Here is a 25481-nt window from a genome sequence, read left to right as displayed (position 1 = left end):
CATGGCAGATTACCAGGGTAAAAAAGTCGTCATTATCGGTCTGGGTCTGACAGGTCTTTCCTGCGTTGACTTTTTCCTCGCGCGCGGCGTGACGCCACGCGTTATGGACACGCGCGTTTCGCCACCGGGGCTGGATAAGCTGCCGGAGACGGTAGAGCGCCATCTTGGTAGTCTCAATGATGACTGGTTGCTGGCGGCTGACCTGATTGTCGCAAGCCCTGGCATCGCACTGGCGCATCCTTCTCTGAGCGCGGCAGCCGATGCTGGCGTTGAGATCGTCGGCGATATCGAACTCTTCTGCCGCGAAGCGCAAGCGCCAGTCATTGCGATTACCGGTTCAAACGGTAAAAGCACCGTCACCAAACTGGTGGGTGAAATGGCAGAAGCGGCAGGCGTTAATGTGGGCGTTGGCGGCAATATCGGCCTGCCTGCACTAATGCTGCTTGATGAAGCCCGCGAACTCTATGTGCTGGAGCTTTCCAGTTTCCAACTGGAAACCACTTTCAGCCTGCACGCTGCGGCGGCAACCATCCTGAACGTGACGGAAGATCATATGGATCGCTACCCGTTCGGGCTGCAACAGTACCGTGCCGCAAAACTGCGCGTTTACGAAAATGCGAAAGTATGTGTGGTCAACGCGGACGACGCGCTGACCATGCCGGTGCGGGGCGCCGATGAACGTTGCGTGAGCTTCGGCGTTGACGTCGGCGACTATCACCTGAACCGCCAGCAGGGGGAAACCTGGCTGCGTGTAAAAGGTGAAAAGGTTCTGAATGTTAAAGAGATGAAGCTGAGTGGCCAGCACAACTATACCAACGCGCTGGCAGCGCTGGCGCTGGCGGATGCCGCTGGTTTACCGCGGGCAAGCAGCCTGAAGGCGCTGACAACCTTCACCGGGCTGGCACACCGCTTCCAGTTGGCGCTGGATCATAACGGGGTGCGTTGGATCAACGACTCGAAAGCGACCAACGTCGGCAGTACAGAGGCGGCGCTGAACGGCTTGCAGGTTGACGGTACGCTGCATCTGCTGTTGGGCGGGCACGGTAAGTCAGCCGATTTCTCACCACTGAAGCGCTATCTCGGCGGCGATCGTATTCGTCTTTATTGCTTTGGCCGCGATGGTGGCGAGTTGGCGGATTTACGTCCGGAAATCGCCGATCGGGTTGAAACGATGGAAGAGGCAATGCGTCTGATCGCCACGCGTGTGCAGCCGGGCGACATGGTGCTGTTGTCGCCAGCCTGCGCCAGCCTCGATCAGTTTAAGAATTTCGAACAACGGGGTGATGTCTTTACCCGTCTGGCGCAGGAGTTAGGCTGATGCGTTTAACGCTCCCACGCCCGAGAATGCCGCGCCTGCCAGGATTTAGCCTCCTGGCATGGTTGTTTGCGGCATTGAAAGGTTGGGTTATGGGATCACGGCAAAAAGATTCCGACAGCCTGGTGATGTACGACCGCACGCTGTTGTGGTTGACGCTGGGCCTGGCGGCGATCGGTTTCATTATGGTGACCTCGGCGTCGATGCCGGTAGGGCAACGCCTGACGGACGATCCTTTCTTCTTTGCTAAACGTCATGCGCTGTATCTGTTCCTGGCGTTTTGTATGTCGATGATCACGCTGCGTTTGCCGATGGATTTCTGGCAGAAATACAGCTCGGCGATGTTGATTGCCGCGATCATTATGCTGCTGGTGGTACTGGTGGTTGGTAGCTCGATCAACGGGGCCTCTCGCTGGATCGACCTCGGCGTCATGCGCTTCCAGCCAGCAGAGTTCACCAAGTTGTCGCTGTTCTGTTACCTGGCTAACTACCTGGTACGTAAGGTGGATGAAGTGCGTAATAACCTGCGCGGCTTCCTCAAACCGATGGGCGTGATTCTGGTGCTGGCGGTTCTGCTGCTGGCGCAGCCGGATCTCGGTACGGTGGTGGTGCTGTTTATCACTACGCTGGCGATGTTGTTCCTCGCCGGGGCAAAACTGTGGCAGTTCATTGCCATCATCGGTATGGGGATTTCAGCGGTTGTGCTGCTGATCCTCGCCGAACCGTATCGTATTCGCCGCGTAACCTCTTTCTGGAACCCGTGGGAAGATCCCTTCGGTAGCGGTTACCAGTTAACGCAGTCGCTGATGGCATTTGGTCGCGGTGAGCTGTGGGGGCAGGGGCTTGGAAATTCCATACAGAAGCTGGAGTATCTGCCTGAAGCACATACCGACTTTATCTTCTCCATTATCGGGGAGGAACTCGGTTATATCGGTGTGGTAGCGGCGCTTTTAATGGTATTCTTCGTCGCTTTCCGCGCCATGTCCATCGGGCGAAAAGCGCTGGAAATCGATCATCGTTTCTCTGGTTTCCTGGCCTGCTCGATTGGTATCTGGTTTAGCTTCCAGGCGCTGGTTAACGTTGGTGCGGCGGCAGGCATGCTGCCGACCAAAGGGCTGACTCTGCCGCTTATCAGTTACGGTGGTTCCAGCTTACTGATTATGTCAGTGGCGATTACGCTGCTGCTACGCATCGATTATGAAACGCGTCTGGAAAAAGCCCAGGCGTTTACACGAGGTTTGTGATGAGTGGTCAACCAAAGCGGTTAATGGTGATGGCGGGCGGTACCGGCGGGCATGTCTTCCCCGGGCTTGCAGTTGCGCACCATTTGATGGATCAGGGCTGGCAAGTGCGCTGGCTCGGAACCGCCGATCGCATGGAGGCCGATCTGGTGCCCAAACACGGCATCGAGATCGATTTTATCCGTATCTCCGGCCTGCGTGGCAAAGGGATCAAAGCGCAGTTGCTGGCCCCGGTACGTATTTTTAACGCCTGGCGACAGGCTCGCGCCATTATGCAGCGCTTTAAACCGGATGTGGTGCTGGGGATGGGCGGTTATGTCTCTGGTCCTGGCGGGCTGGCTGCCTGGTCACTCGGTATTCCGGTAGTGCTCCATGAGCAGAATGGAATTGCTGGTTTAACCAATAAATGGCTGGCGAAAATCGCTACCAAAGTGATGCAGGCGTTTCCCGGCGCTTTTCCAAAAGCGGAAGTCGTTGGAAATCCGGTGCGTGTTGATGTGCTGGAACTGCCACTACCGCAGGAGCGTTTACCTGGTCGTGAAGGGCCGGTTCGTGTGCTGGTTGTTGGCGGCTCTCAGGGCGCGCGCGTGTTGAACCAGACAATGCCGCAGGTCGCGGCGAAGCTGGGCAATGCTGTGACCATCTGGCATCAGAGCGGCAAAGGTGCGCAGCAGGATGTTGAGCAGGCGTATGCTGCTGCGGGCGAACCGCAGCATAAAGTGACGGAATTTATTGACGATATGGCGAAAGCCTACGCGTGGGCGGATGTAGTGGTGTGTCGGTCAGGCGCACTGACGGTCAGCGAAATCGCAGCCGCAGGTTTACCGGCGCTGTTTGTGCCTTTCCAGCACAAAGATCGTCAGCAGTACTGGAATGCATTACCGCTGGAAAAAGCGGGTGCCGCGAAGATCCTCGAACAGCCGCAGTTCACCGTTGATGCGGTAGCCGCGACGCTGGCGGGCTGGGATCGCGAAGCATTGCTGGAGATGGCGGAACGCGCGCGCGCGGCGGCCATCCCGGATGCCACCGAGCGCGTGGCGAATGAAGTCAGCCTGGCAGCTCAGGCGTAAATACTGGCGGCGCGTTGGCGTCGCGCAAATTTAAGTAGTCGATGGCGTTTAGAGAATGAATACACAAGAACTGGCGAAACTGCGTTCAATAGTGCCCGAGATGCGACGTGTCCGGCACATTCACTTTGTCGGCATTGGCGGTGCTGGCATGGGCGGTATTGCCGAAGTGCTGGCCAATGAAGGCTACCAGATTAGCGGTTCCGACCTGGCGCCAAATCCTGTGACGCAGCAGCTGGCGGCACTTGGCGCCACTATTTATTTCAATCATCGCCCGGAAAATGTGAGCGATGCCAGTGTTGTTGTGGTCTCCAGCGCCATTTCCGCCGATAACCCGGAAATTGTCGCGGCGCATGAAGCGCGTATTCCGGTTATCCGCCGTGCGGAGATGCTGGCTGAATTAATGCGTTTCCGTCATGGCATCGCAATTGCCGGTACCCATGGCAAAACGACTACGACTGCCATGGTGGCCAGTATTTATGCGGAAGCCGGGCTGGACCCGACTTTTGTTAACGGTGGGCTGGTGAAAGCCGCTGGGGTGCATGCGCGCCTGGGTCACAGCCGTTATCTGATTGCAGAAGCCGATGAGAGCGACGCCTCCTTCCTGCATCTGCAACCGATGGTGGCGATTGTCACCAATATCGAAGCCGATCATATGGATACCTACCAGGGCGACTTCGAAAATTTAAAAACGACGTTTATCAACTTCCTGCACAACCTGCCGTTCTATGGCCGTGCGGTAATGTGTGTGGACGATCCGGTTATCCGCGAATTGCTACCGCGCGTGGGACGTCAGACGACTACGTACGGATTTAGCGATGATGCTGATGTTCGGGTAGAAAATTACCGCCAGGTCGGGCCGCAGGGGCACTTCACTTTGGTGCGCCAGGATAAACCGGAACTGCGTGTCACGCTGAATGCGCCAGGCCGCCACAATGCGCTGAACGCGGCGGCGGCGGTAGCAGTAGCGACAGAAGAGGGGATCGAAGATGAAGCGATCCTTCGCGCACTGGAAAGCTTCCAGGGTACCGGGCGCCGTTTTGATTTCCTAGGTGAATTCCCGCTGGAAGCGGTGAATGGCAAAAACGGTACCGCCATGCTGGTGGATGACTATGGTCATCACCCGACAGAAGTGGATGCCACCATTAAAGCAGCGCGCGCGGGCTGGCCGGATAAAAACCTGGTCATGCTGTTTCAGCCGCACCGTTTTACGCGTACCCGCGACTTGTACGATGATTTCGCCAATGTGCTGACGCAGGTTGATTCTTTGCTGATGCTGGAGGTTTATCCGGCTGGTGAAGCGCCTATCCCGGGCGCTGACAGCCGTTCGCTGTGCCGTACTATTCGCGGACGCGGCAAAATTGATCCGATCCTCGTGTCCGATCCGGCACAGGTCGCGACGATGCTGGCGCCGGTACTGACCGGTAATGACCTGATCCTGATTCAGGGCGCTGGGAATATTGGCAAGATTGCCCGCAGCCTGGCCGAGTGCAAACTGAAACCGCAGAGCACAGAGGAGGAGCGCCGTGGCTGAGAAAGTAGCGGTTCTGCTGGGCGGAACCTCCGCCGAGCGTGAAGTTTCGCTTAATTCCGGTGCAGCGGTGCTGGTGGGTTTGCGGGAAGGCGGAGTGGATGCGCACGGTGTGGATCCGCGTGATGTGGATGTCACCCGCCTGAAAGAGATGGGTTTTAGTAAAGCTTTTATTGCGTTACATGGTCGTGGCGGCGAAGACGGCACCCTGCAGGGGCTGCTTGAACTGACCGATATGCCATATACCGGCAGCGGTGTTATGGCATCCGCTCTTTCCATGGATAAACTGCGCAGCAAATTGTTGTGGCAGGGTGCCGGATTACCGGTTGCGCCATGGGTCGCGCTCGAACGCAGTGAGTTTGAATCAGGCCTAAGTTTTGATGATATTCAACGCATTGATGGACTGGGGTTACCTGTTATTGTCAAGCCCAGCCGTGAAGGCTCCAGCGTTGGAATGTCGAAGGTCGATAAAAGTGAGGATCTGCATGCGGCATTAGCGCTTGCATTTCAACATGATGATGAAGTTCTGATCGAAAAATGGCTAAGTGGCCCGGAATTTACCGTGGCGATACTTGGGAACGAAATTTTACCGTCGATTCGTATCCAGCCAGCGGGAATCTTCTATGATTATGAGGCAAAGTATCTCTCTGATGAGACAAAATATTTCTGCCCATCAGGTCTGGAAGTGGAGCGAGAGGCGGCATTACAGTCCCTGGTAGTGAAAGCCTGGCGTCTTTTAGGTTGCCGTGGCTGGGGACGAATTGATGCCATGCTGGATAGCGACGGTCAGTTTTATTTGTTGGAAGCGAACACCTCGCCAGGGATGACGAGCCACAGCCTGGTGCCGATGGCTGCTCGCCAGGCGGGTTTGAGCTTCTCGCAACTTGTTGTTCGCATTCTGGATCTGGCGGAGTGATATGTCACAGGCTGCGCTGAACACGCGAAACCGCGAAGCGGAGGCTGTAACCACCTCCCGCCGCAACAATGGAACGCGTCTTGCAGGGATTTTGTTCCTGCTGGCGGTGCTGTGCACCGTGTTTGTTAGCGGCTGGGTGGTTTTGGGTTGGATGGATGATGCACAACGCTTGCCGTTGTCGAAGCTGGTGGTGACGGGCGATCGTCATTACACCCGCAATGATGATATTCGTCAGTCTATTCTGGCGCTGGGAGCACCCGGCACCTTCATGACGCAGGACGTCAATATTATTCAGAGTCAGATTGAGCGTCTGCCCTGGATAAAGCAGGCAAGCGTCAGAAAGCAGTGGCCAGACGAATTGAAGATTCATCTGGTTGAATACGTGCCGATTGCGCGGTGGAATGATCAGCATATGGTCGATGCCGACGGTAATGCGTTCAGCGTGCCGTCCGAACGAACCAGTAAGCAGGTTTTGCCCATGTTGTATGGCCCTGAAGGCAGTGAAAGCGAAGTATTGCAAGGCTACCGCGATATGGGGCAATTGTTGGCGAAGGATAAATTCACGTTAAAAGAAGCGGCGATGACGGCGCGACGTTCATGGCAGGTCACGCTGACTAACGACATCAGGCTCAACCTGGGTCGTGGCGATACAATGAAACGCCTGGCGCGCTTTGTGGAGCTCTATCCGGTTCTGCTGCAACAGGCGCAAACGGATGGTAAGGCGATCAGCTACGTGGATTTACGGTATGACTCAGGCGCGGCTGTAGGCTGGAAAGCCGCCCCTGTTCAGGAACCGAATCAGCAGCAAAATCAGGCACAACAGAATCAGGCACAGGCAGAACAACAATGATCAAGGCGACGGACAGAAAACTGGTGGTTGGACTGGAGATTGGCACCGCGAAGGTAGCCGCTTTAGTAGGGGAAGTTCTGCCCGACGGTATTGTGAATATCATTGGCGTGGGCAGTTGCCCGTCTCGTGGTATGGATAAAGGCGGCGTGAACGATCTGGAATCGGTAGTGAAATGCGTACAGCGCGCTATCGATCAGGCTGAATTGATGGCGGATTGCCAGATCTCTTCTGTCTACCTGGCGCTTTCGGGGAAGCACATTAGCTGCCAGAACGAAATTGGGATGGTGCCGATTTCGGAAGAGGAAGTGACGCAGGAAGATGTAGAGAACGTTGTGCATACCGCCAAATCGGTGCGTGTACGCGATGAACACCGTGTTCTGCATGTGATTCCGCAGGAATACGCCATTGACTACCAGGAAGGGATCAAAAACCCGGTTGGGCTGTCTGGCGTACGTATGCAGGCAAAAGTACATTTGATTACTTGCCATAACGATATGGCAAAAAACATCGTTAAAGCCGTTGAACGATGTGGGTTGAAAGTTGACCAACTTATTTTCGCCGGACTGGCCTCCAGCTATTCGGTGTTGACGGAAGACGAACGAGAACTGGGCGTCTGCGTTGTTGACATCGGTGGTGGTACAATGGACATGGCGGTCTATACTGGCGGCGCGCTGCGCCACACGAAAGTAATCCCTTATGCAGGGAACGTGGTCACTAGCGATATTGCTTACGCTTTCGGTACGCCGCCCAGTGATGCAGAGGCGATCAAAGTTCGCCACGGTTGTGCGCTGGGGTCGTTAGTCGGTAAAGATGAAAGCGTTGAAGTACCCAGCGTGGGTGGTCGTCCGCCGCGCAGTTTGCAGCGTCAGACGCTGGCAGACGTGATTGAGCCTCGCTATACCGAGTTGCTCAATCTGGTTAACGATGAGATTTTGCAGTTGCAGGAACAGCTTCGCCAGCAGGGTGTTAAGCATCACCTGGCGGCGGGGATTGTGTTGACCGGCGGCGCGGCGCAAATGGAAGGCCTTGCGGCCTGTGCACAGCGCGTTTTCCATACGCAGGTGCGTATTGGTGCGCCGCTCAACATTACTGGCTTGACCGATTATGCCCAGGAGCCGTATTACTCAACGGCTGTAGGGTTGCTGCACTACGGAAAAGAGACGCATCTCAGTGGTGAAGCAGAAGTGGAAAAACGCGCGTCAGTAGGGTCATGGTTCAAACGAATCAACAGCTGGCTGCGAAAAGAGTTTTAATTTTTTTCAGAGAGCGCAGAAAATTAGCGGTCTCAGGCGACAGGCACAAAACGGAGAGAAATTATGTTTGAACCGATGGAATTAACCAACGACGCGGTGATTAAAGTCATCGGCGTCGGTGGCGGCGGTGGCAACGCCGTAGAGCATATGGTGCGCGAGCGCATTGAGGGTGTGGAATTCTTCGCCGTGAATACCGACGCGCAGGCGTTGCGTAAAACAGCGGTGGGACAAACCATTCAGATCGGCGGTGGCATCACTAAAGGTCTGGGCGCTGGAGCAAACCCTGAAGTTGGTCGCAATGCGGCTGAAGAAGATCGTGAAGCCCTGCGCGCTGCGCTCGAAGGCGCTGACATGGTCTTTATCGCGGCAGGCATGGGTGGTGGTACCGGTACGGGTGCGGCTCCTGTCGTGGCTGAAGTCGCTAAAGATTTAGGTATCCTGACGGTTGCTGTGGTGACTAAGCCTTTCAATTTTGAAGGCAAGAAGCGCATGGCATTTGCTGAGCAGGGTATCACTGAGCTGTCCAAACATGTGGACTCGCTGATCACTATCCCGAACGACAAGTTACTGAAAGTGCTTGGCCGTGGCATTTCTCTGCTTGATGCATTCGGTGCAGCGAACGATGTACTGAAAGGCGCTGTGCAGGGTATTGCTGAGCTGATTACTCGTCCAGGCCTGATGAACGTTGACTTCGCTGACGTGCGCACCGTAATGTCCGAAATGGGCTATGCGATGATGGGCTCCGGTGTAGCCAGCGGTGAAGATCGTGCGGAAGAAGCGGCAGAAATGGCGATTTCCAGCCCGCTGCTGGAAGATATTGATCTTTCTGGCGCTCGCGGTGTACTGGTTAACATTACTGCTGGCTTCGACCTGCGTCTGGATGAGTTCGAAACGGTGGGTAACACTATCCGTGCTTTCGCATCTGATAACGCGACTGTGGTTATCGGTACGTCCCTTGATCCGGATATGAACGATGAGCTGCGTGTGACCGTTGTTGCGACAGGTATCGGCATGGACAAACGTCCGGAAATCACGCTGGTGACTAACAAACAGGCACAGCAGCCAGTGATGGATCGCTATCAGCAGCATGGTATGCAGCCGATGCAACAGGAGCAGAAACCAGCGAAAGTGGTTAACGATAATACGCCGCAAACCACTAAAGAACCTGATTATCTGGATATTCCGGCGTTCCTGCGTAAGCAAGCGGACTAAGAATTTACTGGAAGTTGGGCTTCTTCGCTCTTTGTGCTAAACTGCCCCACCGATTGTGTTATACACTTCGGTTGGATTGGTAATAAGGCGAGATTATACGATGATCAAACAAAGGACTCTTAAACGTATCGTTCAGGCGACTGGCGTCGGTTTACATACCGGCAAGAAAGTCACACTGACGTTGCGCCCTGCGCCGGCAAATACCGGGGTCATCTATCGTCGCACTGACTTGAATCCACCGGTAGATTTTCCGGCTGATGCTAAATCTGTGCGTGATACTATGCTCTGTACTTGTCTGGTCAACGAGCATGACGTGCGGATTTCCACCGTTGAGCACTTAAATGCTGCTCTGGCGGGGCTGGGTATCGACAACATTATTGTTGAAGTCGATGCGCCGGAAATTCCCATTATGGATGGCAGTGCTGCACCTTTCGTTTATCTGCTACTGGATGCAGGGATCGAAGAGCTTAACAGCGCCAAAAAATTCGTTCGTATCAAAGATACGGTGCGTGTTGAAGACGGTGATAAATGGGCTGAGTTCAAACCTCACAACGGTTTCTCGCTCGACTTTACCATCGATTTTAACCACCCGGCGATTGATGCAAGCACTCAACGCTACGCGATGAACTTCTCTGCCGACGCATTTATGCGCCAGATTAGTCGTGCGCGTACCTTCGGTTTCATGCGTGATATCGAATACCTCCAGTCTCGCGGATTGTGCTTGGGCGGTAGCTTCGATTGTGCCATCGTAGTTGACGATTATCGCGTACTGAACGAAGACGGACTTCGTTTCGAAGATGAATTTGTTCGCCATAAAATGCTGGATGCTATCGGCGACTTGTTCATGTGTGGTCACAATATCATTGGTGCGTTTACCGCATATAAATCGGGCCATGCATTAAACAATAAACTGTTGCAGGCTGTTCTGGCAAAACAGGAAGCCTGGGAATATGTGACCTTCGAAGACGACGCCGAATTGCCGCTGGCATTTAAAGCACCGTCAATGGTTCTGGCATAACACCATAACCATAAAATCGACTGGTTAACCTGGCACTCTCTCCGGTCAGGGAAACCAGTCGTTTTTTATTTGCTTTTCTCCCGCCAGGCCTTTCTCCCACTTCGATGTAGAACTTTCTCTTTTTTCGCTTTGAGCGGTGTGTTTGCTGCTTTCCTGGTCAATTTCGCCCTTCTGAAGCCTGAATACTACTGCGGTGCTGGCGGCTTTAGTGGTAAGATTTGGGCGCAAAATGGCACCGACAGAAGCAAAATCGGACAAGCGTGATTTTTTGGGTGGAGCAGGTGAACGGAATACTGACGTGCTGGCGACAATTTGGCAGACGCTATTTCTGGCCGCATCTCTTATTAGGGATGGTCGCGGCAAGTTTTGGCTTGCCTGCATTTGCCAGTAGCGCTGAGCCACATCAGCCTGCGCGCGAAACAACCCGCAATCACGATGGCGTCAATAACGTCAATTTCACCAGTTTCTCCTTGCTGGAAGCGAAACGGCGCCCGAACTTTACTGTCGATTACTGGCATCAACACGCCATTCGTACCGTGATTCGTCATCTTTCGTTCGCTATGGCGCCTCAGGCGCTACCTGTAGCAACGGAAGAGCCACTGCCTATTCAGGCACATCATCTGGCATTGCTGGATTCACTCAGCGCACTGCTGATGCTGGAAAGCAAGCCGCCGACGATTGTTCGCCTGGCCGTTTATATCCCTTCTACGCCTCAAGCCGCGTTTAGCGTGCTCGCCTGGGTGAGCCAGGTGCAGGGTATTCGCGCAGGCCCTCAACGCTTCAGCTAAAAAAAGAGCCTTTTATCCATTTTTTAGTTCCGCCGTGCGGAGCGTTTGAGATTTTTATTATGCTAATCAAGTTATTAACGAAAGTATTCGGTAGCCGCAACGATCGTACACTGCGTCGCATGCGTAAAGTTGTCGCTCAGATTAATGCCATGGAACCGGCCATGGAGCAGCTCAGTGATGAAGAGCTGAAAGGTAAAACCGCAGAATTTCGCGCCCGTCTGGAAAAAGGCGAGGCGGTAGATAATCTATTGCCTGAAGCTTTTGCGGTGGTTCGCGAAGCGAGCAAGCGTGTGTTTGGCATGCGCCACTTTGACGTACAGTTATTGGGCGGTATGGTACTGAACGATCGCTGTATCGCGGAGATGCGTACTGGTGAAGGTAAAACCCTGACAGCGACGCTGCCGGCTTACCTGAATGCCCTGAGCGGTAAAGGCGTTCACGTTGTGACGGTGAACGATTATCTGGCGCAGCGTGATGCCGAAAACAACCGTCCATTGTTTGAGTTCCTCGGCCTGACAGTGGGTATTAACCTGCCAGGTATGCCTGCTGTTGCCAAGCGTGAAGCTTACGCAGCCGATATTACCTACGGCACCAACAACGAATACGGCTTTGACTACCTGCGCGATAACATGGCGTTCAGCCCTGAAGAGCGCGTACAGCGTAAACTGCACTATGCGCTGGTGGATGAGGTTGACTCCATCCTCATCGATGAAGCGCGCACCCCGCTGATCATCTCCGGGCCTGCAGAAGACAGCTCTGAGCTCTACAAAAAAGTGAACAAAATCATTCCTTACCTGGTTCGTCAGGAGAAAGAGGATTCTGACACTTTCCAGGGCGAAGGCCACTTCTCGGTGGATGAGAAAGCGCGTCAGGTAACGCTGACTGAACGCGGCCTGGTGCTGATTGAAGAGCTGCTGGTAAAAGAAGGCATTATGGAGGAGGGCGAGTCACTCTACTCCCCGGCCAACATTATGCTGATGCACCACGTCACCGCTGCGCTGCGTGCTCATGCACTGTTCACCCGCGACGTGGATTACATTGTTAAAGATGGCGAAGTGATCATCGTTGATGAACACACCGGCCGTACAATGCAAGGGCGTCGCTGGTCTGACGGTCTGCATCAGGCTGTTGAAGCCAAAGAAGGCGTGGAAATTCAGAATGAAAACCAGACGCTGGCTTCCATTACCTTCCAGAACTATTTCCGTCTGTATGAAAAACTGGCCGGTATGACCGGTACGGCAGATACCGAAGCATTTGAATTCAGCTCGATCTATAAACTGGATACGGTTGTTGTGCCGACAAACCGTCCGATGATCCGTAAAGATATGGCGGATCTGGTCTACATGACCGAAGCGGAAAAAATCCAGGCCATTATCGAAGATATTAAAGAGCGTACCGCCAAGGGCCAACCGGTGCTGGTGGGGACTATCTCCATTGAAAAATCAGAGGTTGTCTCTCAGGAACTGACCAAAGCGGGTATCAAGCACAACGTACTGAACGCCAAATTCCACGCCAAAGAGGCCGATATCGTTGCTCAGGCGGGTTACCCAGGCACGGTAACCATTGCTACCAACATGGCGGGCCGTGGTACGGATATTATGCTGGGCGGTAGCTGGCAGGCAGAACTGGCTGAGATTGAAAACCCGACCGAAGAGCAAATCGCAAAAGTGAAAGCGGACTGGCAGGTACGCCATGATGCCGTACTGGCCTCTGGCGGTCTGCACATTATCGGTACCGAGCGTCACGAATCTCGTCGTATTGATAACCAGTTGCGCGGTCGTTCCGGTCGTCAGGGCGATGCCGGTTCTTCCCGTTTCTACCTCTCCATGGAAGATGCGCTGATGCGTATTTTCGCCTCCGATCGTGTTTCCGGCATGATGCGTAAGCTGGGGATGAAACCGGGCGAAGCGATTGAGCACCCGTGGGTTACCAAGGCGATTGCCAACGCGCAGCGTAAAGTGGAAAGCCGCAACTTCGATATTCGTAAGCAGCTGCTGGAATATGATGATGTTGCCAACGATCAGCGCCGTGCTATTTATACTCAGCGTAACGAACTGCTGGATGTGTCTGACGTGAGCGAAACCATCAACAGCATTCGCGAGGACGTTTTCAAAGCGACCATCGACGCGCATATTCCGCCGCAGTCTCTGGAAGAGATGTGGGATATCCCGGGTCTGCAGGAACGCCTGAAAAACGATTTCGATCTCGATCTGCCGATTGCTGAATGGCTGGATAAAGAGCCGGATCTGCATGAAGAGACGTTGCGCGAGCGCATCCTGCAGAACGCCGTTGAAACTTACCAACGTAAAGAAGACGTGGTAGGTGCGGAAATGATGCGTCACTTTGAAAAAGGCGTGATGTTGCAGACGCTGGATTCCCTGTGGAAAGAGCATCTGGCAGCCATGGATTACCTGCGTCAGGGTATCCATCTGCGTGGCTACGCGCAAAAAGATCCGAAGCAGGAGTACAAACGCGAATCCTTCGCCATGTTTGCCGCGATGCTGGAGTCGCTGAAATATGAAGTGATCAGCACGCTGAGCAAGGTGCAGGTACGTATGCCGGAAGAGGTGGAAGCGATGGAGCAGCAGCGTCGCCAGGAGGCTGAGCGTCTGGCACAAATGCAACAGCTGAGCCATCAGGATGATGAATCTGCAGCGGCCGCAGAACTTGCTGCGCAGACGGGCGAGCGTAAAGTGGGGCGTAACGATCCATGCCCTTGCGGTTCGGGTAAAAAATACAAACAGTGCCACGGCCGTTTAGCATAACCTTTTGATAAAAATGTAAAAGGCGCAGATATCTGCGCCTTTTTTATGGAGCCTGCCTAATGAAAATACTCAACATCGCAGTCGGGATCATTCGCAACCCGCAAGGAGAAATCTTTATTACGCGCCGTGCTGCGGATGCGCACATGGCGAATAAACTGGAGTTTCCGGGCGGTAAAATAGAAGAGGGTGAAACGCCGGAACAGGCGATGAGCCGTGAATTACAGGAAGAGGTCGGTATTACGCCGCTGAGCGCAACACTGTTTGATAAGCTGGAGTATCAGTTTCCCGATCGCCATATCACGCTGTGGTTCTGGCTGGTTGAGAGCTGGGAAGGGGAACCGTGGGGAAAAGAGGGACAGCCGGGAGAGTGGATAGCACAACAGATGCTGAAAGCGGAAGATTTCCCGCCGGCTAACGAACCCATTATTAACCGGCTGGCGCAGCGTTAAGCGGTGCGCCAGCGGCAAAAATATTACTGTTGCTCTTCGCTCCATTCATCGCTGTCTGACAGGTCGCCAGAGCTGGGGATGCGTTTCTCTTCCGCGGCCCATTCTCCCAGATCGATGAGCTGGCAGCGTTTGCAACAGAAGGGGCGAAACGGGCTGATTTCGCCCCAGACGACAGATTTCCCGCAGGTTGGGCAGTTAACAATGGTTGTTTCAGTCATATTGGCTCCTTAACAACAGGCCAGTTCAAAATCCAGCCGTTCCGGCACGATCCCGTTTTCGCTGTCGAGGGGTAAAAAGCGGATAGCAAAACGGCTCTTATGCCCGGAAATTTGCGGATACAGCCGATCCCGTAGCGTCAGTTTCAGACGCAGTAAATCAGCATCTTCGCCATTATCCTGATAAAAACCATTCAGGCTCGTCTGATGGCGGAACGGCGCGGCATTGCGGATCAGATCGAGAATTAATTGCAGCGTTGATTTGAGCGGATCGAGGCTTTCCAGCCAGACCGCGACCTGCGCATCACGTTGCTCCTGCGGCAAATGCAGCCACATATGCAGCGTGGGCAGATCAAAACTGCAACACCCGCCGGGGATACTCAGACGCTGGCGCACCAGCGCAATTAATCGGTCTTCACGTAAAAGCTGGCCAATGCGTGGCGCAGCCATCAGGATATTGCCGCTCTGTTTCAGTTGCTGGCGCAGGGATTCGATACGATTGAGATCGACACCCTCCACTTCGCTCCAGGCTCGCAATTTGCGCTGCTGACGTTCCAGCTCTTTCAGTAATTCTGTACGCGTATCGCCGCGTTCGAACACATCCAGTAAATCACCGACGTTACGGAAAAAGTGCAGTGCATCAGCATGGTCGCCCAATGGTAAACGGGCGGTGAGTTGCTGAAGCAGAAATTCGACACGCAGCCAGGTGCGCATCTTTTCGTTAAGCGGGTGTTCAAAAAGGATGTGGGTGTGCATTACGGTTTTTCCTGTGATACGGCCTGCGAAGCATATTCCAGATACGCTGAGTGCAGGCGGGCAACATCCGATGCTATCGCACCTGGTGCGCCATTATTATCAATAACATCATCAGCGACGGCAAGCCGCGCTTCGCGTGTGGCCTGGGCAGCAAGAATATGTTCTGCATGTTCGCGGCTAACGCCATCACGCTGCGTGGTGCGTGCAATTTGAGTCTCAACCGGGACATCCACCACCAAAACCCGATTGGCTTTACGATATAGCTGATTTTCCACCAGCAGGGGAACAACCCACAGTACATAAGGCGACGTTGCCTGCGCAATCTCACGCTGGGTCTGCTGATGAATTAACGGATGGAGCAGACCATTGAGCCACTCTTTATCAGCCGGAGAAGCAAAAATACGTTCCCGTAATGCTCGACGGTTTAGCGAGCCGTCGGCGAGAAGCATTTCTGCCCCAAAACGTGCTGTAATGGCGCTTAATGCTTGCGAACCCGGTTCCACGACCTGACGCGCAATAATATCCGCATCGACAACGTTAACCCCAAGCTGTGCGAAAGCATCCGCTACGGTGCTTTTCCCACTGCCGATGCCACCGGTTAACGCGACCGTATACCCCATAACACCTCATCCCAAAATGGGTCTGCCTGAAATCACAATCCACGTTCTCTTTCGCCATACTCATGGCGCTTTTTTATCGCCTGCACGAGGGAAGAAAAACGTAAAAGGTCGAATATATTTATTAATATAATCAACGCTTTGTGAATTAATCAAGCGACAATGAAATCGATTAACCTAAACTTGCCGATTCACCAGGTAAATTTATAGGATTGTAGCGTAAAAAAAGAGAAATTCGCAGTCTTGCGCAGCCCTTATTAGCGCGTATGATAGCGTCACTGGAGTTGTGAGTTTGTATTTTCGCCATTAACCCCAGGAATCCGCACATGCGTATCGAAGAAGATCTGAAGTTAGGTTTCAAAGACGTTCTTATCCGCCCTAAACGTTCTACCCTTAAAAGCCGTTCCGATGTTGAGTTGGAGCGCGAGTTTACCTTCAAGCATTCAGGAATGAACTGGTCTGGCGTACCAATTATTGCCGCAAATATGGACACGGTTGGCACGTTTATGATGGCAAAAGCGCTGGCCTCATTCGACATTCTCACTGCCGTGCATAAACACTATTCCGTTGAAGACTGGAAAGGTTTTGTTGAGCGCGAATCTGCAGATGTGCTGCGCCATGTAATGGTTTCCACCGGAACATCTGACGCTGATTTTGATAAGACCAAACAGATCCTTGCGCTGCATCCCGCGCTGAATTTTGTCTGCATTGATGTGGCGAATGGCTATTCCGAGCATTTTGTACAATTTGTTGCGAAAGCGCGTGAAGCCTGGCCGAATAAAACTATTTGCGCCGGTAACGTTGTGACGGGGGAAATGTGTGAAGAGCTGATCCTCTCCGGCGCTGATATCGTTAAAGTGGGTATTGGCCCGGGTTCTGTGTGCACCACGCGTGTGAAAACCGGTGTTGGCTATCCGCAGCTTTCTGCGGTAATCGAATGTGCTGATGCTGCGCATGGCCTGGGTGGGCAGATTGTCAGTGATGGCGGTTGTACCGTTCCAGGCGATGTAGCGAAAGCTTTTGGCGGCGGCGCAGATTTCGTGATGCTGGGCGGTATGCTGGCAGGTCATGAAGAGAGTGGCGGCACCGTGGTTGAAGAGAACGGTGAAAAATTCATGCTGTTCTATGGCATGAGCTCTGAATCTGCAATGAATCGCCACGTTGGCGGCGTTGCCGGTTACCGTGCTGCAGAAGGTAAAACCGTCAAGCTGGCGCTGCGTGGGCCTGTAGAGAATACCGCGCGCGACATTCTGGGCGGTCTGCGCTCGGCTTGCACTTACGTTGGCGCGTCTCGTCTGAAAGAGCTGACCAAACGCACGACCTTCATTCGCGTTCAGGAACAGGAAAACCGCGTTTTCAACAGCCTGTGATCGCTAAACAGGCGCAGCATTATGCCGCGCCTGTGCTCACCTCGCACCGCTCATCGCATCCCCCAGGTGGAAGATGGGCAGGTACATTGCCACAACCAGCACCCCGATAATCAAGCCTGTCACCACCAGCAACAACGGCTCAAGCACGGCTGCCAGTCCATCTGCCTGACGCTGAGTTTGTTCGCTGTGATGCTGTGCCAGGTTATACAGCATCGTATCCAGCGCGCCGGAAACCTCGCCCGTGCGAATCAACTGAATACACAGCGTCGGGAATTCACCGCTTTCTTTCAGGGCAGCGGCTATCGACATACCCTGAGTTATCTCCTGATGCGCCCGTTGCAGGATATCGCGCCAGTAAGGGCAGGTAAGCGTCTCTTTGACACTTTCCAGCCCCTGCAAAAAGGCGATGCCCGCACGCTGCGTCAGCGACAGGACGGTAAATATCTGGCTGAGCCGCTGCCCGCGTATTAACTGACCCATCACCGGAGTGGCCAGTAGCAGCCGCTGTCGGTAACGAAGCCAGCCGGGGTGATGACGTAGCGATCTCATGACGCCAAGTACCAACGCCATAAATACGACCAGCGGCAGGGCGCAGCGTTGCATAACGTCAGCGGTGGCAATGACTCCCCGCGTGAGCGCGGGAAGCGGTGTGTTAAACGTCTGGTAGATGGCCGAGAACTCGGGTAATACCAGATATATCATTGCCAGCACCACTGCTGCTGTCAGGGAGAGAATGATCAGCGGATAGCGAAGCGCTTTTTTCACTTTCAATGCCAGCTCCCTTTGCGCTTGCTGCTGGCTGACGAGCTTGAAGCAGCACTCATCCAGTTTGCCGGTTAACTCACCGGTGCGAATCATTGCCAGCCAGAGCGGAGGAAACACATCAGGCCACTGGCGTAGCGCAGCCGAAAACGTTTCTCCCTGCTCCAGCGTTTGGGCAAGCTGGCGCAACAGCGCCTGCCACTGTCTGGCGGGGTGTTGTTCCGCCAGCAGTTGTAACCCTTCCGGTAATGTCAGCCCGGCCTGCAGAAGAGTAGCAAGTTGCTGCAAAACGGCGCATCCATGCTCCGCTTGCCAGAGCGCGCGACGAACCGGACAGCGTTTCAACGACAGCAAATGGATTTGCCGCTGATGCAACAGTAACACTACGCTGTCGCGATTTTCGTTCCAGTGTGTACCGCTTTGCAGGGCACCGCTGTCATCAAGCCCGGACCACAGCCAAAGGTGTTTACTCGCCATCAGGAAAACCCAGGATGCGTACCAGTTCGTCAAAGGTGGTCAACCCTTGTTCCACGGCCTGGCAACCATGCTCAAATAGCGTGGTCATGCCACTTTGCCGCGCCAGTAGCCCAATCTCTTCCGCGCCCATATTGCCAGCGATGGCCTGGCGTATTTCCGGTGTGATGGCGAGGACTTCAAACAGTGCCAGGCGCCCGTAAAAACCGTGATAGCACTGTTCACAGCCTTCGGCCCGCCAGCGCGGCAGCGGACGTGGCCATAGCGTACCGGGAAGATGGATATTCTCCACGGCAAGTTTTCGGCAGTGCGGGCAGAGTTTACGCACCAGGCGTTGCGCTACCACCAGCGACAGTGCTGAGGAGATCATCCAGCGGGCAACGCCCATTTGTTGAATGCGTACCAGCGTTTCGCTGGTGGAGTTGGTATGCAGCGTCGACAGTACCAGATGCCCGGTCTGGGAGGCTTTTATCGCGATTTCGGCGGTTTCGCCATCGCGAATTTCGCCAATCATGATGATGTCCGGATCCTGGCGTAACAGAGCGCGCAATACGCTTTGAAAAGTCAGCCCGCTGCGCGGATTGATTTGTGTCTGTGTTAGCCCGGCGAGCGGGATCTCGACGGGATCTTCCACGCTGGCAATGTTAACTTCCGGTTTATTTCGCGCCTGCAATGCGCTGTAAAGCGTGACGGTTTTACCGCTGCCTGTAGGGCCGGTAACCAGCAACAAACCTTGCGGTTGCGCCAGCGCGGCGGCAAACAGCTCCCGTTGTTGAGTGGTCATTCCCAGCGCTTCCAGTTCCAGCGGTTGGTTAACCTGATGCAGCAAGCGCAGAACCACTTTCTCTCCGTGACGGCAGGGCAGGGTGGCGATGCGAAATGAGATCGATTGCCCGCAAAGTTCCTGATTGAACTGACCATCTTGCGGTAAACGGTGCTCGGCGATATCGAGATTGCCGAGTACTTTTAGCCTTGCGGTGAGCGTGCTGGCGAGCGTGCCGGGCAGAGGCGAAAGCGCGTGCAGAACGCCATCGACGCGCAGGCGTATGACATAGTGCGTTTCACCGGGCTCAAAATGGATATCTGAAGCGCGCAGCATCAGCGCTTGTTGAAGCGTATGTTCCACGATCTCCATCGCGGTGGTACTGCTCTCTTCCTGGACCACCGGCACCACGGTTTGCGCTGTCAGCTGTAAATGTTTATCCATTTGCTCTGGTGTCCAGCAGCGAATATCGACCCGCTTCTGGGCGGCAAAAGTGAGTGATTCCATTAATTCGGTGCTGGGTGTTTCAACCACCGCAATCGTTAACAGATCGTTTTCGCTTTTAAGCACGACCGCATTATGGCGCTGGCATAGCGCACTGAGTTTATCGGGTTGCATTAGCGCTCCTTACTTGCCGGTCCGGAAAACGTCTTCACAAGCCTGCTGAAGCGAGCTGTCTGCCTGAATGTTGCAACTGCGCGCCCAGCCTTGCATTCCGTCGGCGTTGCTCCACTGGGGCGTCATCACCACGCTCAGCCCATTCAGGCTCTCTTGCCCGGTTAGCGAGACCACGCCTTTTGTTACGCTCATCGCCGAAACATAGCGGGTAGTGGTGGGGGCGGGTATGCCGTTGCTGCTGGCATCGCAGCTCTCCACGCCGCCACGATCCAGCGCGCAAAGTTCAACGGCCGTACGGTACGGAATAAACGTTTGCAACATATCGGTGAGGGCGGCTTTACGCAGGTAGTTTTGGTAGGCAGGAATACCGATGGCGCTCAGGATCGCAATGATGCCAATTACCACCATCAGTTCGATTAAGGTAAATCCTTGTTGTCGTTTCATTAAACAGCTCCTTATGCAGAGCCGTTACTGTGTCAGCGGATGAATCAGTGGACGAGAGGCAAAAATGATTTTGGGAAAATGGCTTCCGGCACTTTTATCGCTTTTGCAAAGTGTCACATTATTCGTGGAAGGGCGCTCGCAAAAACGGGCCAGTGGCCCGTTTCTTTGAAGGGTCGATTCAGCGAAAACGCATCGACAAATCGAGGGCGCGCACATGTTTGGTCAGTGCGCCAACGGAGATATAATCGACGCCGGTTTCGGCGAATTCACGCAGCGTTTCGTTCGTTACATTGCCGGAAACTTCCAGCCGCGCCTGGCCATTGGTGCGTTTAACCGCTTCGCGCATCTGTTCGGTTTTGAAGTTATCCAGCATGATGATGTCAGCGCCTGCTTTCAGCGCGTCGTCCAGCTCTTCCAGTGTTTCAACTTCCACTTCCACCGGAACATCGGGGTGCAGCCAGAACGCTTTTTCCACCGCCTGGCGAACGGAGCCAGCAGCAATGATATGGTTCTCTTTGATCAGAAACGCGTCGGAAAGTCCCAGACGGTGGTTGGCGCCGCCGCCGCACAGCACAGCATATTTCAGCGCGGTGCGCAGGCCCGGCAGCGTTTTACGCGTATCGAGAAGCTGGGTTTTGGTGCCGCTGAGCAAATCCACATAGCGCCGTACTTCGCTGGCTACGCCGGAGAGCGTTTGCACAAAGTTCAACGCCGTGCGTTCGCCAGTTAGCAGTACGCGGGAAGGGCCTTCCAGTTCAAAAAGCGGTTGATCGGCGCGGATCGTGTCGCCATCTGCAACGTGCCAGGTCAGCGTTACGTCGTCGCCGGCCAACTGGATAAAAACCTCTTCAACCCAGCGTTTACCGCAAAATACGCCGTCTTCACGGGTAATAACCACTGCATGCGAGCGGTTCTCTGGCGGTAATAATTGCGCGGTAATGTCGTTATTGGCGTCAACTTCTCCGCCCAAATCTTCACGCAGCGCCTGGGCGACAGCGGCGGGAATATCCAGTTCGATGCGTTTTTGCAGCGCGTCACGTCGAAGATCGGGGTTATAGCGGCGAGGCGGCATGATAAACTCCAAAAAGGGTAACGAATCACAAAGTTAGGCGATGTCCTGTTCGGGAGACCATTACGGGGCACCGCCCGGACATGCTACTCTGAAGCGTGTTTTAGCACCATCCTCTTAAAGGAGTTCCTTATGCCGTTACGCAAGGGCTGGCTGGTAGAAGCGCGGCACGTGCCGTCTCCCCATTTTGATTGCCGCCCGGACGATGAACAGCCTTCACTGCTGGTGGTACATAATATTAGCCTGCCGCCCGGCAAATTTGGCGGCCCGTGGATAGACGCGTTGTTCACCGGCACGCTCGATCCCGATGCCGATCCCTTTTTCGCCGAAATTGTTCATCTGCGCGTTTCCGCGCACTGCCTGATTCGCCGTGATGGTGAGGTTGTGCAATATGTGCCTTTCGATAAACGCGCCTGGCATGCAGGCGTATCCTCTTATCACGGCCGGGAACGCTGTAATGATTTCTCGATTGGGATCGAGCTTGAAGGCACCGATAATCTGCCGTATACCGACGCGCAGTATCAGCAACTGGCGGCGGTGACGCGAACGCTCATTGAGCTTTATCCGTCGATTGCCAACAATATGACCGGCCACAGCGATATTGCGCCGCAACGGAAGACCGATCCCGGTCCGGCTTTCGATTGGGCCAGATTCCGTGCGCTGGTCGCCGGTTCGTCAGAAAAGGAGATGCCATGACGTTATTCACCATGCTGCTGGTGCTGGCAGCAGAACGGCTGTTTAAACTGGGAGAGCACTGGCAACTGGATCACCGGCTGGAAGCGCTGTTCCGGCGGGTTAAGCGTTACTCCATGTTCCGTACGCTGTTGATGACAGTGCTGGCGATGCTGGTGACTTTTCTGATCCTGCGTGCGCTGCAGGGGCTGTTTTTCAACGTACCGTTGTTGGTGGTCTGGATCCTGATTGGTGTGTTATGCATTGGCGCGGGTAAGGTGCGTCTGCACTACCACGCTTACTTGAAAGCGGCGGCACGTAATGACAGCCATGCCCATAATGCGATGGCGAATGAGTTAACGCTGATACACGGTGTACCGCCGGGGTGTAATGAGCGTGAGTTTTTACGCGAACTGCAAAACGCGCTGGTCTGGATCAACTTCCGCTTTTATCTGGCGCCGCTGTTCTGGTTTATTGTCGGCGCATACTGGGGGCCGGTGCTGCTGACGGGTTATGCGTTCTTGCGAGCCTGGCAGTCGTGGCTGGCGCGTTACCAGACGCCTAACGAACGTCAGCAGTCAGGCATTGATGCCATTTTACATGTGCTGGACTGGGTGCCCGTCAGGCTGGCTGGCGTGGTGTACGCGCTGGTTGGGCACGGCGAAAAGGCGCTGCCCGCCTGGTTTGCTTCTCTTGGCGACGGCCATACATCGCAATACCAGGTGCTGACGCGCCTCGCGCAGTTCTCACTGGCGCGCGAGCCGCATATGGACAAAGTCGAAACGCCGAAAGCCGCAGTGTCGATGGCGAAGAAAACCTCGCTGGTGCTGGTTGTTGTGGTCGCATTGTTGACGATTTACGGCACGCTAATCTGATTGCGTGCCGCAGTTTACTGATTATCCGCAGCCGGGATGCCGAAATCAGGCATCCCGTTTTCTTGCCAGCGAATCGTTTTCAGACGGGTATGGCGATTGGGATCGTAGAGCGGGTCGCCCTCAATTTCGTTGTAGTTCCGCGCGTGATACACCAGCACAACTTCCCCTTCCGGCGTTTGCGTAAAGCTGTTGTGGCCAGGGCCATACTGACGGTTTTCGTGGCTGGTTCTGAACACCGGCTGCGGTGATTTGTGCCAGTTCTCCGCGAGCTGGGGGTTAGCGGTAATATCAATCCACAGCAGCCCCATACAGTAGTTCTCATCGGTGGCGCTGGCCGAGTAACTGATAAACAGCTTGTCGTCGTGGAACAGGACAGCCGGGCCTTCATTCACCAGAAAACCCCGGCACTCCCAGTCAAATTCCGGCTTGCTCAGCATCACCGGCTCACCTTTGAGCGTCCATGGATTTTCCATTTCCGCCAGATAGAGGTTGGAGTTTCCCGCGATGTGCGGCGCTTTTTGCGCCCACAGATACCAGCGTTTGCCCTGGTGGACAAAGGTTGTGGCATCGAGGGCGAAAGTATCAAACGGGGTTTTCACCTGGCCTTTTTCCAGCCATTTTCCGCTGAGCGGATCGGCATCGGCGCACTCCAGCACAAACATGCGATGCTGGAACATATTCAGCGCATCCAGCGCTTTCGTCCAGGTCGCGGCAAAATAGAGATACCATTTACCGTCAATATGATGCAGTTCCGGCGCCCAGATTAGCTCGCTCATCGGCCCGCTTTGCGGCTTGCGCCAGACGACCACGCCTTCGGCATGACGCAGCCCCTCCAGCGTGGCAGCGCGGCGGATCTCCAGCCGGTCATACTCCGGCACGGAGGCGACAAAATAGTAGACATTCTCATGGTGCAGAATAAAGGGATCCGCGCGTTGTTCGATAAACGGATTCGGCCACTCTTTCATTATGCGTTCCTTACGTTGTCGCCTGCCGGTACGTGCTGACGATCGGTCAGCGCATGGTAGTTGATGCGACGTTTTTCCAGATCCGCCTGGATCTGTTTCATCAATTCGCGGTCGACTTTCAGCAAGCGAACCACGCCGGCGGTAATCAGGTAACCGACGCCCGGGATCACGGTAAACAACAGCATGATGCCGTTGATGGCGCTGGCGCTCTGCTGTTTGGCTCCGGCGTCGTAACCGTACCAGGAGAGCAGAAAACCGACCATCGCCCCGGCGATCGCCAGCCCGACTTTCAGGAAAAACAGGTTGCCGGAAAAGCTGATGCCAGTAATACGTTTACCGGTTTTCCACTCGCCATAATCATCGACATCTGCCATCAGCGACCAGTGCAGCGGGGAAGGGATCTGATGCAGGATATTGAGCAGGAAGTAGAGCACCACGATCAGCGTAGTGGCATGGGGATCAAAGAAGTAGAAGGCGCAGGAGAAGAACGCCAGCACGATATTGGTCCAGAAGAAGACTTTCAGCTTGCACCAGCGATCGGTGAGTACCTTCGCCATCATGCTGCCGAGCATCATGCCCACGACGCCGAGGCTGATAAACAGCGTGGCGAAGTGGGTGCTTTCCCCCATAACCCAGGTCACGTAATACATGGTAGCCGCCATGCGGATAAAGCCAGGGCAGACGTTACACAGCGTCAGCAGCAGAATGCGCACCCACTGGTCGTTTTTCCACACATCTTTTAAATCATTTTTCAGATCGTCATTGGTCGGTATCGCCGGGCGAATACGTTCGCGCACGGTAGCGAAGCAGAACAAAAACATGCACATACCGATAAATGCCAGCACTGCCATCGCCATCTGGTAGCCTTTGGCTTTATCTGCGCCGCCAAACCACTCCGCCATCGGCAGCAGCGTTAATGACAGGAGCAGCGTGGCAATGCCGACCATCACAAAGCGGTACGACTGGCAGGCAACGCGCTCTTTCGGATCATTGGTAATAACGCCGCCCAGCGAGCAATAGGGGATATTAATGGCGGTATAGGTAAGCGACAGCAGGAAGTAGGTGACGAAGGCATAGATAACTTTGCTGCTGTAGGCCCAGTCCGGCGTGGTAAACATCAATACGCTGAATACAGCATAGGGAACCGCAATCCACAGTAACCACGGGCGGAAGCGCCCGTATTTACTTTGCGTGCGGTCCGCGATTGCGCCCATCAGCGGGTCAGTAACCGCATCAATCACACGAATCGACAGCAGCAGGACGCCAACCAGCGCCGGAGCGAGACCGAAAATATCAGTATAGAAATAGTTAACAAACAGCATGATTGCGCCAAAGATGATGTTACATCCGGCGTCTCCCATGCCATAGCCGATCTTTTCTTTAACAGACAGCTTGTTGTTGCCCATTGCCGATTCTCCCATTGATATATGGTATGAATTATTTGCCTGCAAATTTTCGTTTGCGTAGCAGAATCAG

At 54.4% G+C, this 25481-nt stretch carries 25 protein-coding genes; 15 read left to right on the top strand and 10 right to left on the bottom strand.

The window, feature by feature from the left end; translation table 11 throughout:
- Nucleotide 1: 1 nt before the first annotated feature.
- The 9 genes from murD to lpxC all read left to right on the top strand — a co-directional run bounded on the left by murD (nucleotide 2) and on the right by lpxC (nucleotide 10403).
- Entirely contained in the window at nucleotides 2-1318 is a 1317-nt protein-coding gene (gene murD / locus AWR26_RS21320; protein ID WP_064568432.1) for a UDP-N-acetylmuramoyl-L-alanine--D-glutamate ligase, read from the top strand.
- On the top strand, nucleotides 1318-2559 hold the full coding sequence (gene ftsW, locus AWR26_RS21315) for a cell division protein FtsW (RefSeq protein ID WP_064568431.1): 1242 nt from the start codon (nucleotides 1318-1320) through the stop codon (nucleotides 2557-2559). The genes murD and ftsW overlap by 1 nt, the downstream gene beginning before the upstream one ends.
- A complete protein-coding gene (gene murG / locus AWR26_RS21310) occupies nucleotides 2559-3626 on the top strand; it encodes an undecaprenyldiphospho-muramoylpentapeptide beta-N-acetylglucosaminyltransferase (protein ID WP_064568430.1) in 1068 nt (355 codons plus the stop codon). Before ftsW ends, murG begins: the two co-directional genes overlap by 1 nt.
- Before the next feature lie 55 nt (nucleotides 3627-3681).
- Entirely contained in the window at nucleotides 3682-5157 is a 1476-nt protein-coding gene (gene murC, locus AWR26_RS21305; protein ID WP_064568429.1) for a UDP-N-acetylmuramate--L-alanine ligase, read from the top strand.
- A complete protein-coding gene (locus AWR26_RS21300; RefSeq protein ID WP_064568428.1) occupies nucleotides 5150-6070 on the top strand; it encodes a D-alanine--D-alanine ligase in 921 nt (306 codons plus the stop codon). Before murC ends, AWR26_RS21300 begins: the two co-directional genes overlap by 8 nt.
- A gap of 1 nt (nucleotide 6071) precedes the next feature.
- Nucleotides 6072-6920 (top strand): cell division protein FtsQ, encoded by an 849-nt coding sequence (gene ftsQ / locus AWR26_RS21295; protein ID WP_064568427.1) that lies wholly within the window; start codon nucleotides 6072-6074, stop codon nucleotides 6918-6920.
- The gene (gene ftsA / locus AWR26_RS21290) at nucleotides 6917-8173 is read left to right on the top strand and encodes a cell division protein FtsA (protein ID WP_007373152.1); all 1257 of its coding nucleotides are present in this window, start codon (nucleotides 6917-6919) and stop codon (nucleotides 8171-8173) included. The genes ftsQ and ftsA overlap by 4 nt, the downstream gene beginning before the upstream one ends.
- Nucleotides 8174-8236: 63 nt before the next feature.
- Nucleotides 8237-9385: a cell division protein FtsZ gene (ftsZ, locus tag AWR26_RS21285; RefSeq protein WP_007373153.1), complete on the top strand. Its 1149-nt coding sequence runs from the start codon at nucleotides 8237-8239 to the stop codon at nucleotides 9383-9385.
- A gap of 100 nt (nucleotides 9386-9485) precedes the next feature.
- Nucleotides 9486-10403 carry a UDP-3-O-acyl-N-acetylglucosamine deacetylase gene (gene lpxC / locus AWR26_RS21280; RefSeq protein WP_043955001.1) on the top strand — a complete coding sequence of 306 codons (918 nt, stop codon included), beginning with the start codon at nucleotides 9486-9488 and terminating at the stop codon, nucleotides 10401-10403.
- A gap of 45 nt (nucleotides 10404-10448) precedes the next feature.
- Here the strand turns inward: lpxC and AWR26_RS21275 are convergent, their stop codons facing one another.
- Nucleotides 10449-10661: a hypothetical protein gene (locus AWR26_RS21275; protein WP_139227945.1), complete on the bottom strand. Its 213-nt coding sequence runs from the start codon at nucleotides 10659-10661 to the stop codon at nucleotides 10449-10451.
- Nucleotides 10662-10684: 23 nt separating this feature from the next.
- On the opposite strand from AWR26_RS21275, the gene secM reads away from it, so the two are divergent.
- Genes secM through mutT form a run of 3 tightly spaced genes read left to right on the top strand, consistent with a single transcriptional unit; the run spans nucleotide 10685 to nucleotide 14405 of the window.
- Nucleotides 10685-11191: a secA translation cis-regulator SecM gene (gene secM, locus AWR26_RS21270; protein WP_064569079.1), complete on the top strand. Its 507-nt coding sequence runs from the start codon at nucleotides 10685-10687 to the stop codon at nucleotides 11189-11191.
- Between the two features lie 59 nt (nucleotides 11192-11250).
- Nucleotides 11251-13956, top strand: a complete 2706-nt coding sequence (secA, locus tag AWR26_RS21265) for a preprotein translocase subunit SecA (protein WP_043954999.1) — start codon at nucleotides 11251-11253, stop codon at nucleotides 13954-13956.
- Between the two features lie 59 nt (nucleotides 13957-14015).
- On the top strand, nucleotides 14016-14405 hold the full coding sequence (gene mutT, locus AWR26_RS21260) for an 8-oxo-dGTP diphosphatase MutT (RefSeq protein ID WP_064568426.1): 390 nt from the start codon (nucleotides 14016-14018) through the stop codon (nucleotides 14403-14405).
- A 23-nt stretch (nucleotides 14406-14428) separates the two neighbouring features.
- Here mutT and yacG read toward each other — a convergent pair whose 3' ends face one another.
- The 3 genes from yacG to coaE are packed head-to-tail and all read right to left on the bottom strand — an operon-like array spanning nucleotide 14429 to nucleotide 15996.
- The gene (gene yacG, locus AWR26_RS21255) at nucleotides 14429-14623 is read right to left on the bottom strand and encodes a DNA gyrase inhibitor YacG (protein WP_043954995.1); all 195 of its coding nucleotides are present in this window, start codon (nucleotides 14621-14623) and stop codon (nucleotides 14429-14431) included.
- Nucleotides 14624-14632: 9 nt separating this feature from the next.
- Nucleotides 14633-15376: a cell division protein ZapD gene (zapD, locus tag AWR26_RS21250; RefSeq protein WP_064568425.1), complete on the bottom strand. Its 744-nt coding sequence runs from the start codon at nucleotides 15374-15376 to the stop codon at nucleotides 14633-14635.
- Nucleotides 15376-15996 carry a dephospho-CoA kinase gene (gene coaE / locus AWR26_RS21245; protein WP_064568424.1) on the bottom strand — a complete coding sequence of 207 codons (621 nt, stop codon included), beginning with the start codon at nucleotides 15994-15996 and terminating at the stop codon, nucleotides 15376-15378. The genes zapD and coaE overlap by 1 nt, the downstream gene beginning before the upstream one ends.
- A gap of 323 nt (nucleotides 15997-16319) precedes the next feature.
- Here coaE and AWR26_RS21240 point away from each other — a divergent pair, with 323 nt between their 5' ends.
- Complete coding sequence (locus tag AWR26_RS21240) at nucleotides 16320-17363, top strand: GMP reductase (RefSeq protein ID WP_043954992.1); 1044 nt, start codon at nucleotides 16320-16322, stop codon at nucleotides 17361-17363.
- Nucleotides 17364-17399: 36 nt separating this feature from the next.
- Here AWR26_RS21240 and hofC read toward each other — a convergent pair whose 3' ends face one another.
- From hofC to nadC, 4 genes are all read right to left on the bottom strand, one after another.
- Entirely contained in the window at nucleotides 17400-18602 is a 1203-nt protein-coding gene (gene hofC, locus AWR26_RS21235) for a protein transport protein HofC (RefSeq protein ID WP_064568423.1), read from the bottom strand.
- The gene (gene gspE / locus AWR26_RS21230; protein WP_064568422.1) at nucleotides 18592-19980 is read right to left on the bottom strand and encodes a type II secretion system protein GspE; all 1389 of its coding nucleotides are present in this window, start codon (nucleotides 19978-19980) and stop codon (nucleotides 18592-18594) included. The genes hofC and gspE overlap by 11 nt, the downstream gene beginning before the upstream one ends.
- A gap of 9 nt (nucleotides 19981-19989) precedes the next feature.
- Complete coding sequence (gene ppdD / locus AWR26_RS21225; protein WP_064568421.1) at nucleotides 19990-20424, bottom strand: prepilin peptidase-dependent pilin; 435 nt, start codon at nucleotides 20422-20424, stop codon at nucleotides 19990-19992.
- 178 nt (nucleotides 20425-20602) lie between these two features.
- Complete coding sequence (gene nadC / locus AWR26_RS21220) at nucleotides 20603-21496, bottom strand: carboxylating nicotinate-nucleotide diphosphorylase (RefSeq protein ID WP_064569078.1); 894 nt, start codon at nucleotides 21494-21496, stop codon at nucleotides 20603-20605.
- Between the two features lie 129 nt (nucleotides 21497-21625).
- Here nadC and ampD point away from each other — a divergent pair, with 129 nt between their 5' ends.
- A complete protein-coding gene (ampD, locus tag AWR26_RS21215; protein WP_007373168.1) occupies nucleotides 21626-22189 on the top strand; it encodes a 1,6-anhydro-N-acetylmuramyl-L-alanine amidase AmpD in 564 nt (187 codons plus the stop codon).
- Nucleotides 22186-23040, top strand: a complete 855-nt coding sequence (ampE, locus tag AWR26_RS21210) for a beta-lactamase regulator AmpE (protein ID WP_043954986.1) — start codon at nucleotides 22186-22188, stop codon at nucleotides 23038-23040. The genes ampD and ampE overlap by 4 nt, the downstream gene beginning before the upstream one ends.
- Before the next feature lie 14 nt (nucleotides 23041-23054).
- On the opposite strand, the gene AWR26_RS21205 is transcribed toward ampE, so the two are convergent.
- Together AWR26_RS21205 and AWR26_RS21200 are read right to left on the bottom strand one after the other, a co-directional pair.
- Nucleotides 23055-24005 carry a glycoside hydrolase family 43 protein gene (locus AWR26_RS21205; protein WP_064568420.1) on the bottom strand — a complete coding sequence of 317 codons (951 nt, stop codon included), beginning with the start codon at nucleotides 24003-24005 and terminating at the stop codon, nucleotides 23055-23057.
- Entirely contained in the window at nucleotides 24005-25411 is a 1407-nt protein-coding gene (locus AWR26_RS21200) for a glycoside-pentoside-hexuronide (GPH):cation symporter (RefSeq protein WP_064568419.1), read from the bottom strand. The genes AWR26_RS21205 and AWR26_RS21200 overlap by 1 nt, the downstream gene beginning before the upstream one ends.
- Nucleotides 25412-25481: the final 70 nt, after the last annotated feature.

The organism is Kosakonia oryzae (genome assembly GCF_001658025.2).
In the GTDB taxonomy this organism is placed as follows: domain Bacteria; phylum Pseudomonadota; class Gammaproteobacteria; order Enterobacterales; family Enterobacteriaceae; genus Kosakonia; species Kosakonia oryzae.
Note: the sequence above shows the minus strand (reverse complement) of the source record. Positions and strands in the feature narration are given on the sequence as shown.

Excerpts from the sequence above, each read along its gene's own strand:
- murD (WP_064568432.1), top strand. The coding sequence starts at position 2 with ATGGCAGATTACCAGGGTAAAAAAGTCGTCATTATCGGTCTGGGTCTG.
- ftsW (WP_064568431.1), top strand. The coding sequence starts at position 1,318 with ATGCGTTTAACGCTCCCACGCCCGAGAATGCCGCGCCTGCCAGGATTT.
- murG (WP_064568430.1), top strand. The coding sequence starts at position 2,559 with ATGAGTGGTCAACCAAAGCGGTTAATGGTGATGGCGGGCGGTACCGGC.
- murC (WP_064568429.1), top strand. The coding sequence starts at position 3,682 with ATGAATACACAAGAACTGGCGAAACTGCGTTCAATAGTGCCCGAGATG.
- ftsQ (WP_064568427.1), top strand. The coding sequence starts at position 6,072 with ATGTCACAGGCTGCGCTGAACACGCGAAACCGCGAAGCGGAGGCTGTA.
- ftsA (WP_007373152.1), top strand. The coding sequence starts at position 6,917 with ATGATCAAGGCGACGGACAGAAAACTGGTGGTTGGACTGGAGATTGGC.
- ftsZ (WP_007373153.1), top strand. The coding sequence starts at position 8,237 with ATGTTTGAACCGATGGAATTAACCAACGACGCGGTGATTAAAGTCATC.
- lpxC (WP_043955001.1), top strand. The coding sequence starts at position 9,486 with ATGATCAAACAAAGGACTCTTAAACGTATCGTTCAGGCGACTGGCGTC.
- secA (WP_043954999.1), top strand. The coding sequence starts at position 11,251 with ATGCTAATCAAGTTATTAACGAAAGTATTCGGTAGCCGCAACGATCGT.
- mutT (WP_064568426.1), top strand. The coding sequence starts at position 14,016 with ATGAAAATACTCAACATCGCAGTCGGGATCATTCGCAACCCGCAAGGA.
- yacG (WP_043954995.1), bottom strand. The coding sequence starts at position 14,623 with ATGACTGAAACAACCATTGTTAACTGCCCAACCTGCGGGAAATCTGTC.
- zapD (WP_064568425.1), bottom strand. The coding sequence starts at position 15,376 with ATGCACACCCACATCCTTTTTGAACACCCGCTTAACGAAAAGATGCGC.
- coaE (WP_064568424.1), bottom strand. The coding sequence starts at position 15,996 with ATGGGGTATACGGTCGCGTTAACCGGTGGCATCGGCAGTGGGAAAAGC.
- AWR26_RS21240 (WP_043954992.1), top strand. The coding sequence starts at position 16,320 with ATGCGTATCGAAGAAGATCTGAAGTTAGGTTTCAAAGACGTTCTTATC.
- hofC (WP_064568423.1), bottom strand. The coding sequence starts at position 18,602 with ATGGCGAGTAAACACCTTTGGCTGTGGTCCGGGCTTGATGACAGCGGT.
- gspE (WP_064568422.1), bottom strand. The coding sequence starts at position 19,980 with ATGCAACCCGATAAACTCAGTGCGCTATGCCAGCGCCATAATGCGGTC.
- ppdD (WP_064568421.1), bottom strand. The coding sequence starts at position 20,424 with ATGAAACGACAACAAGGATTTACCTTAATCGAACTGATGGTGGTAATT.
- nadC (WP_064569078.1), bottom strand. The coding sequence starts at position 21,496 with ATGCCGCCTCGCCGCTATAACCCCGATCTTCGACGTGACGCGCTGCAA.
- ampD (WP_007373168.1), top strand. The coding sequence starts at position 21,626 with ATGCCGTTACGCAAGGGCTGGCTGGTAGAAGCGCGGCACGTGCCGTCT.
- ampE (WP_043954986.1), top strand. The coding sequence starts at position 22,186 with ATGACGTTATTCACCATGCTGCTGGTGCTGGCAGCAGAACGGCTGTTT.
- AWR26_RS21205 (WP_064568420.1), bottom strand. The coding sequence starts at position 24,005 with ATGAAAGAGTGGCCGAATCCGTTTATCGAACAACGCGCGGATCCCTTT.
- AWR26_RS21200 (WP_064568419.1), bottom strand. The coding sequence starts at position 25,411 with ATGGGCAACAACAAGCTGTCTGTTAAAGAAAAGATCGGCTATGGCATG.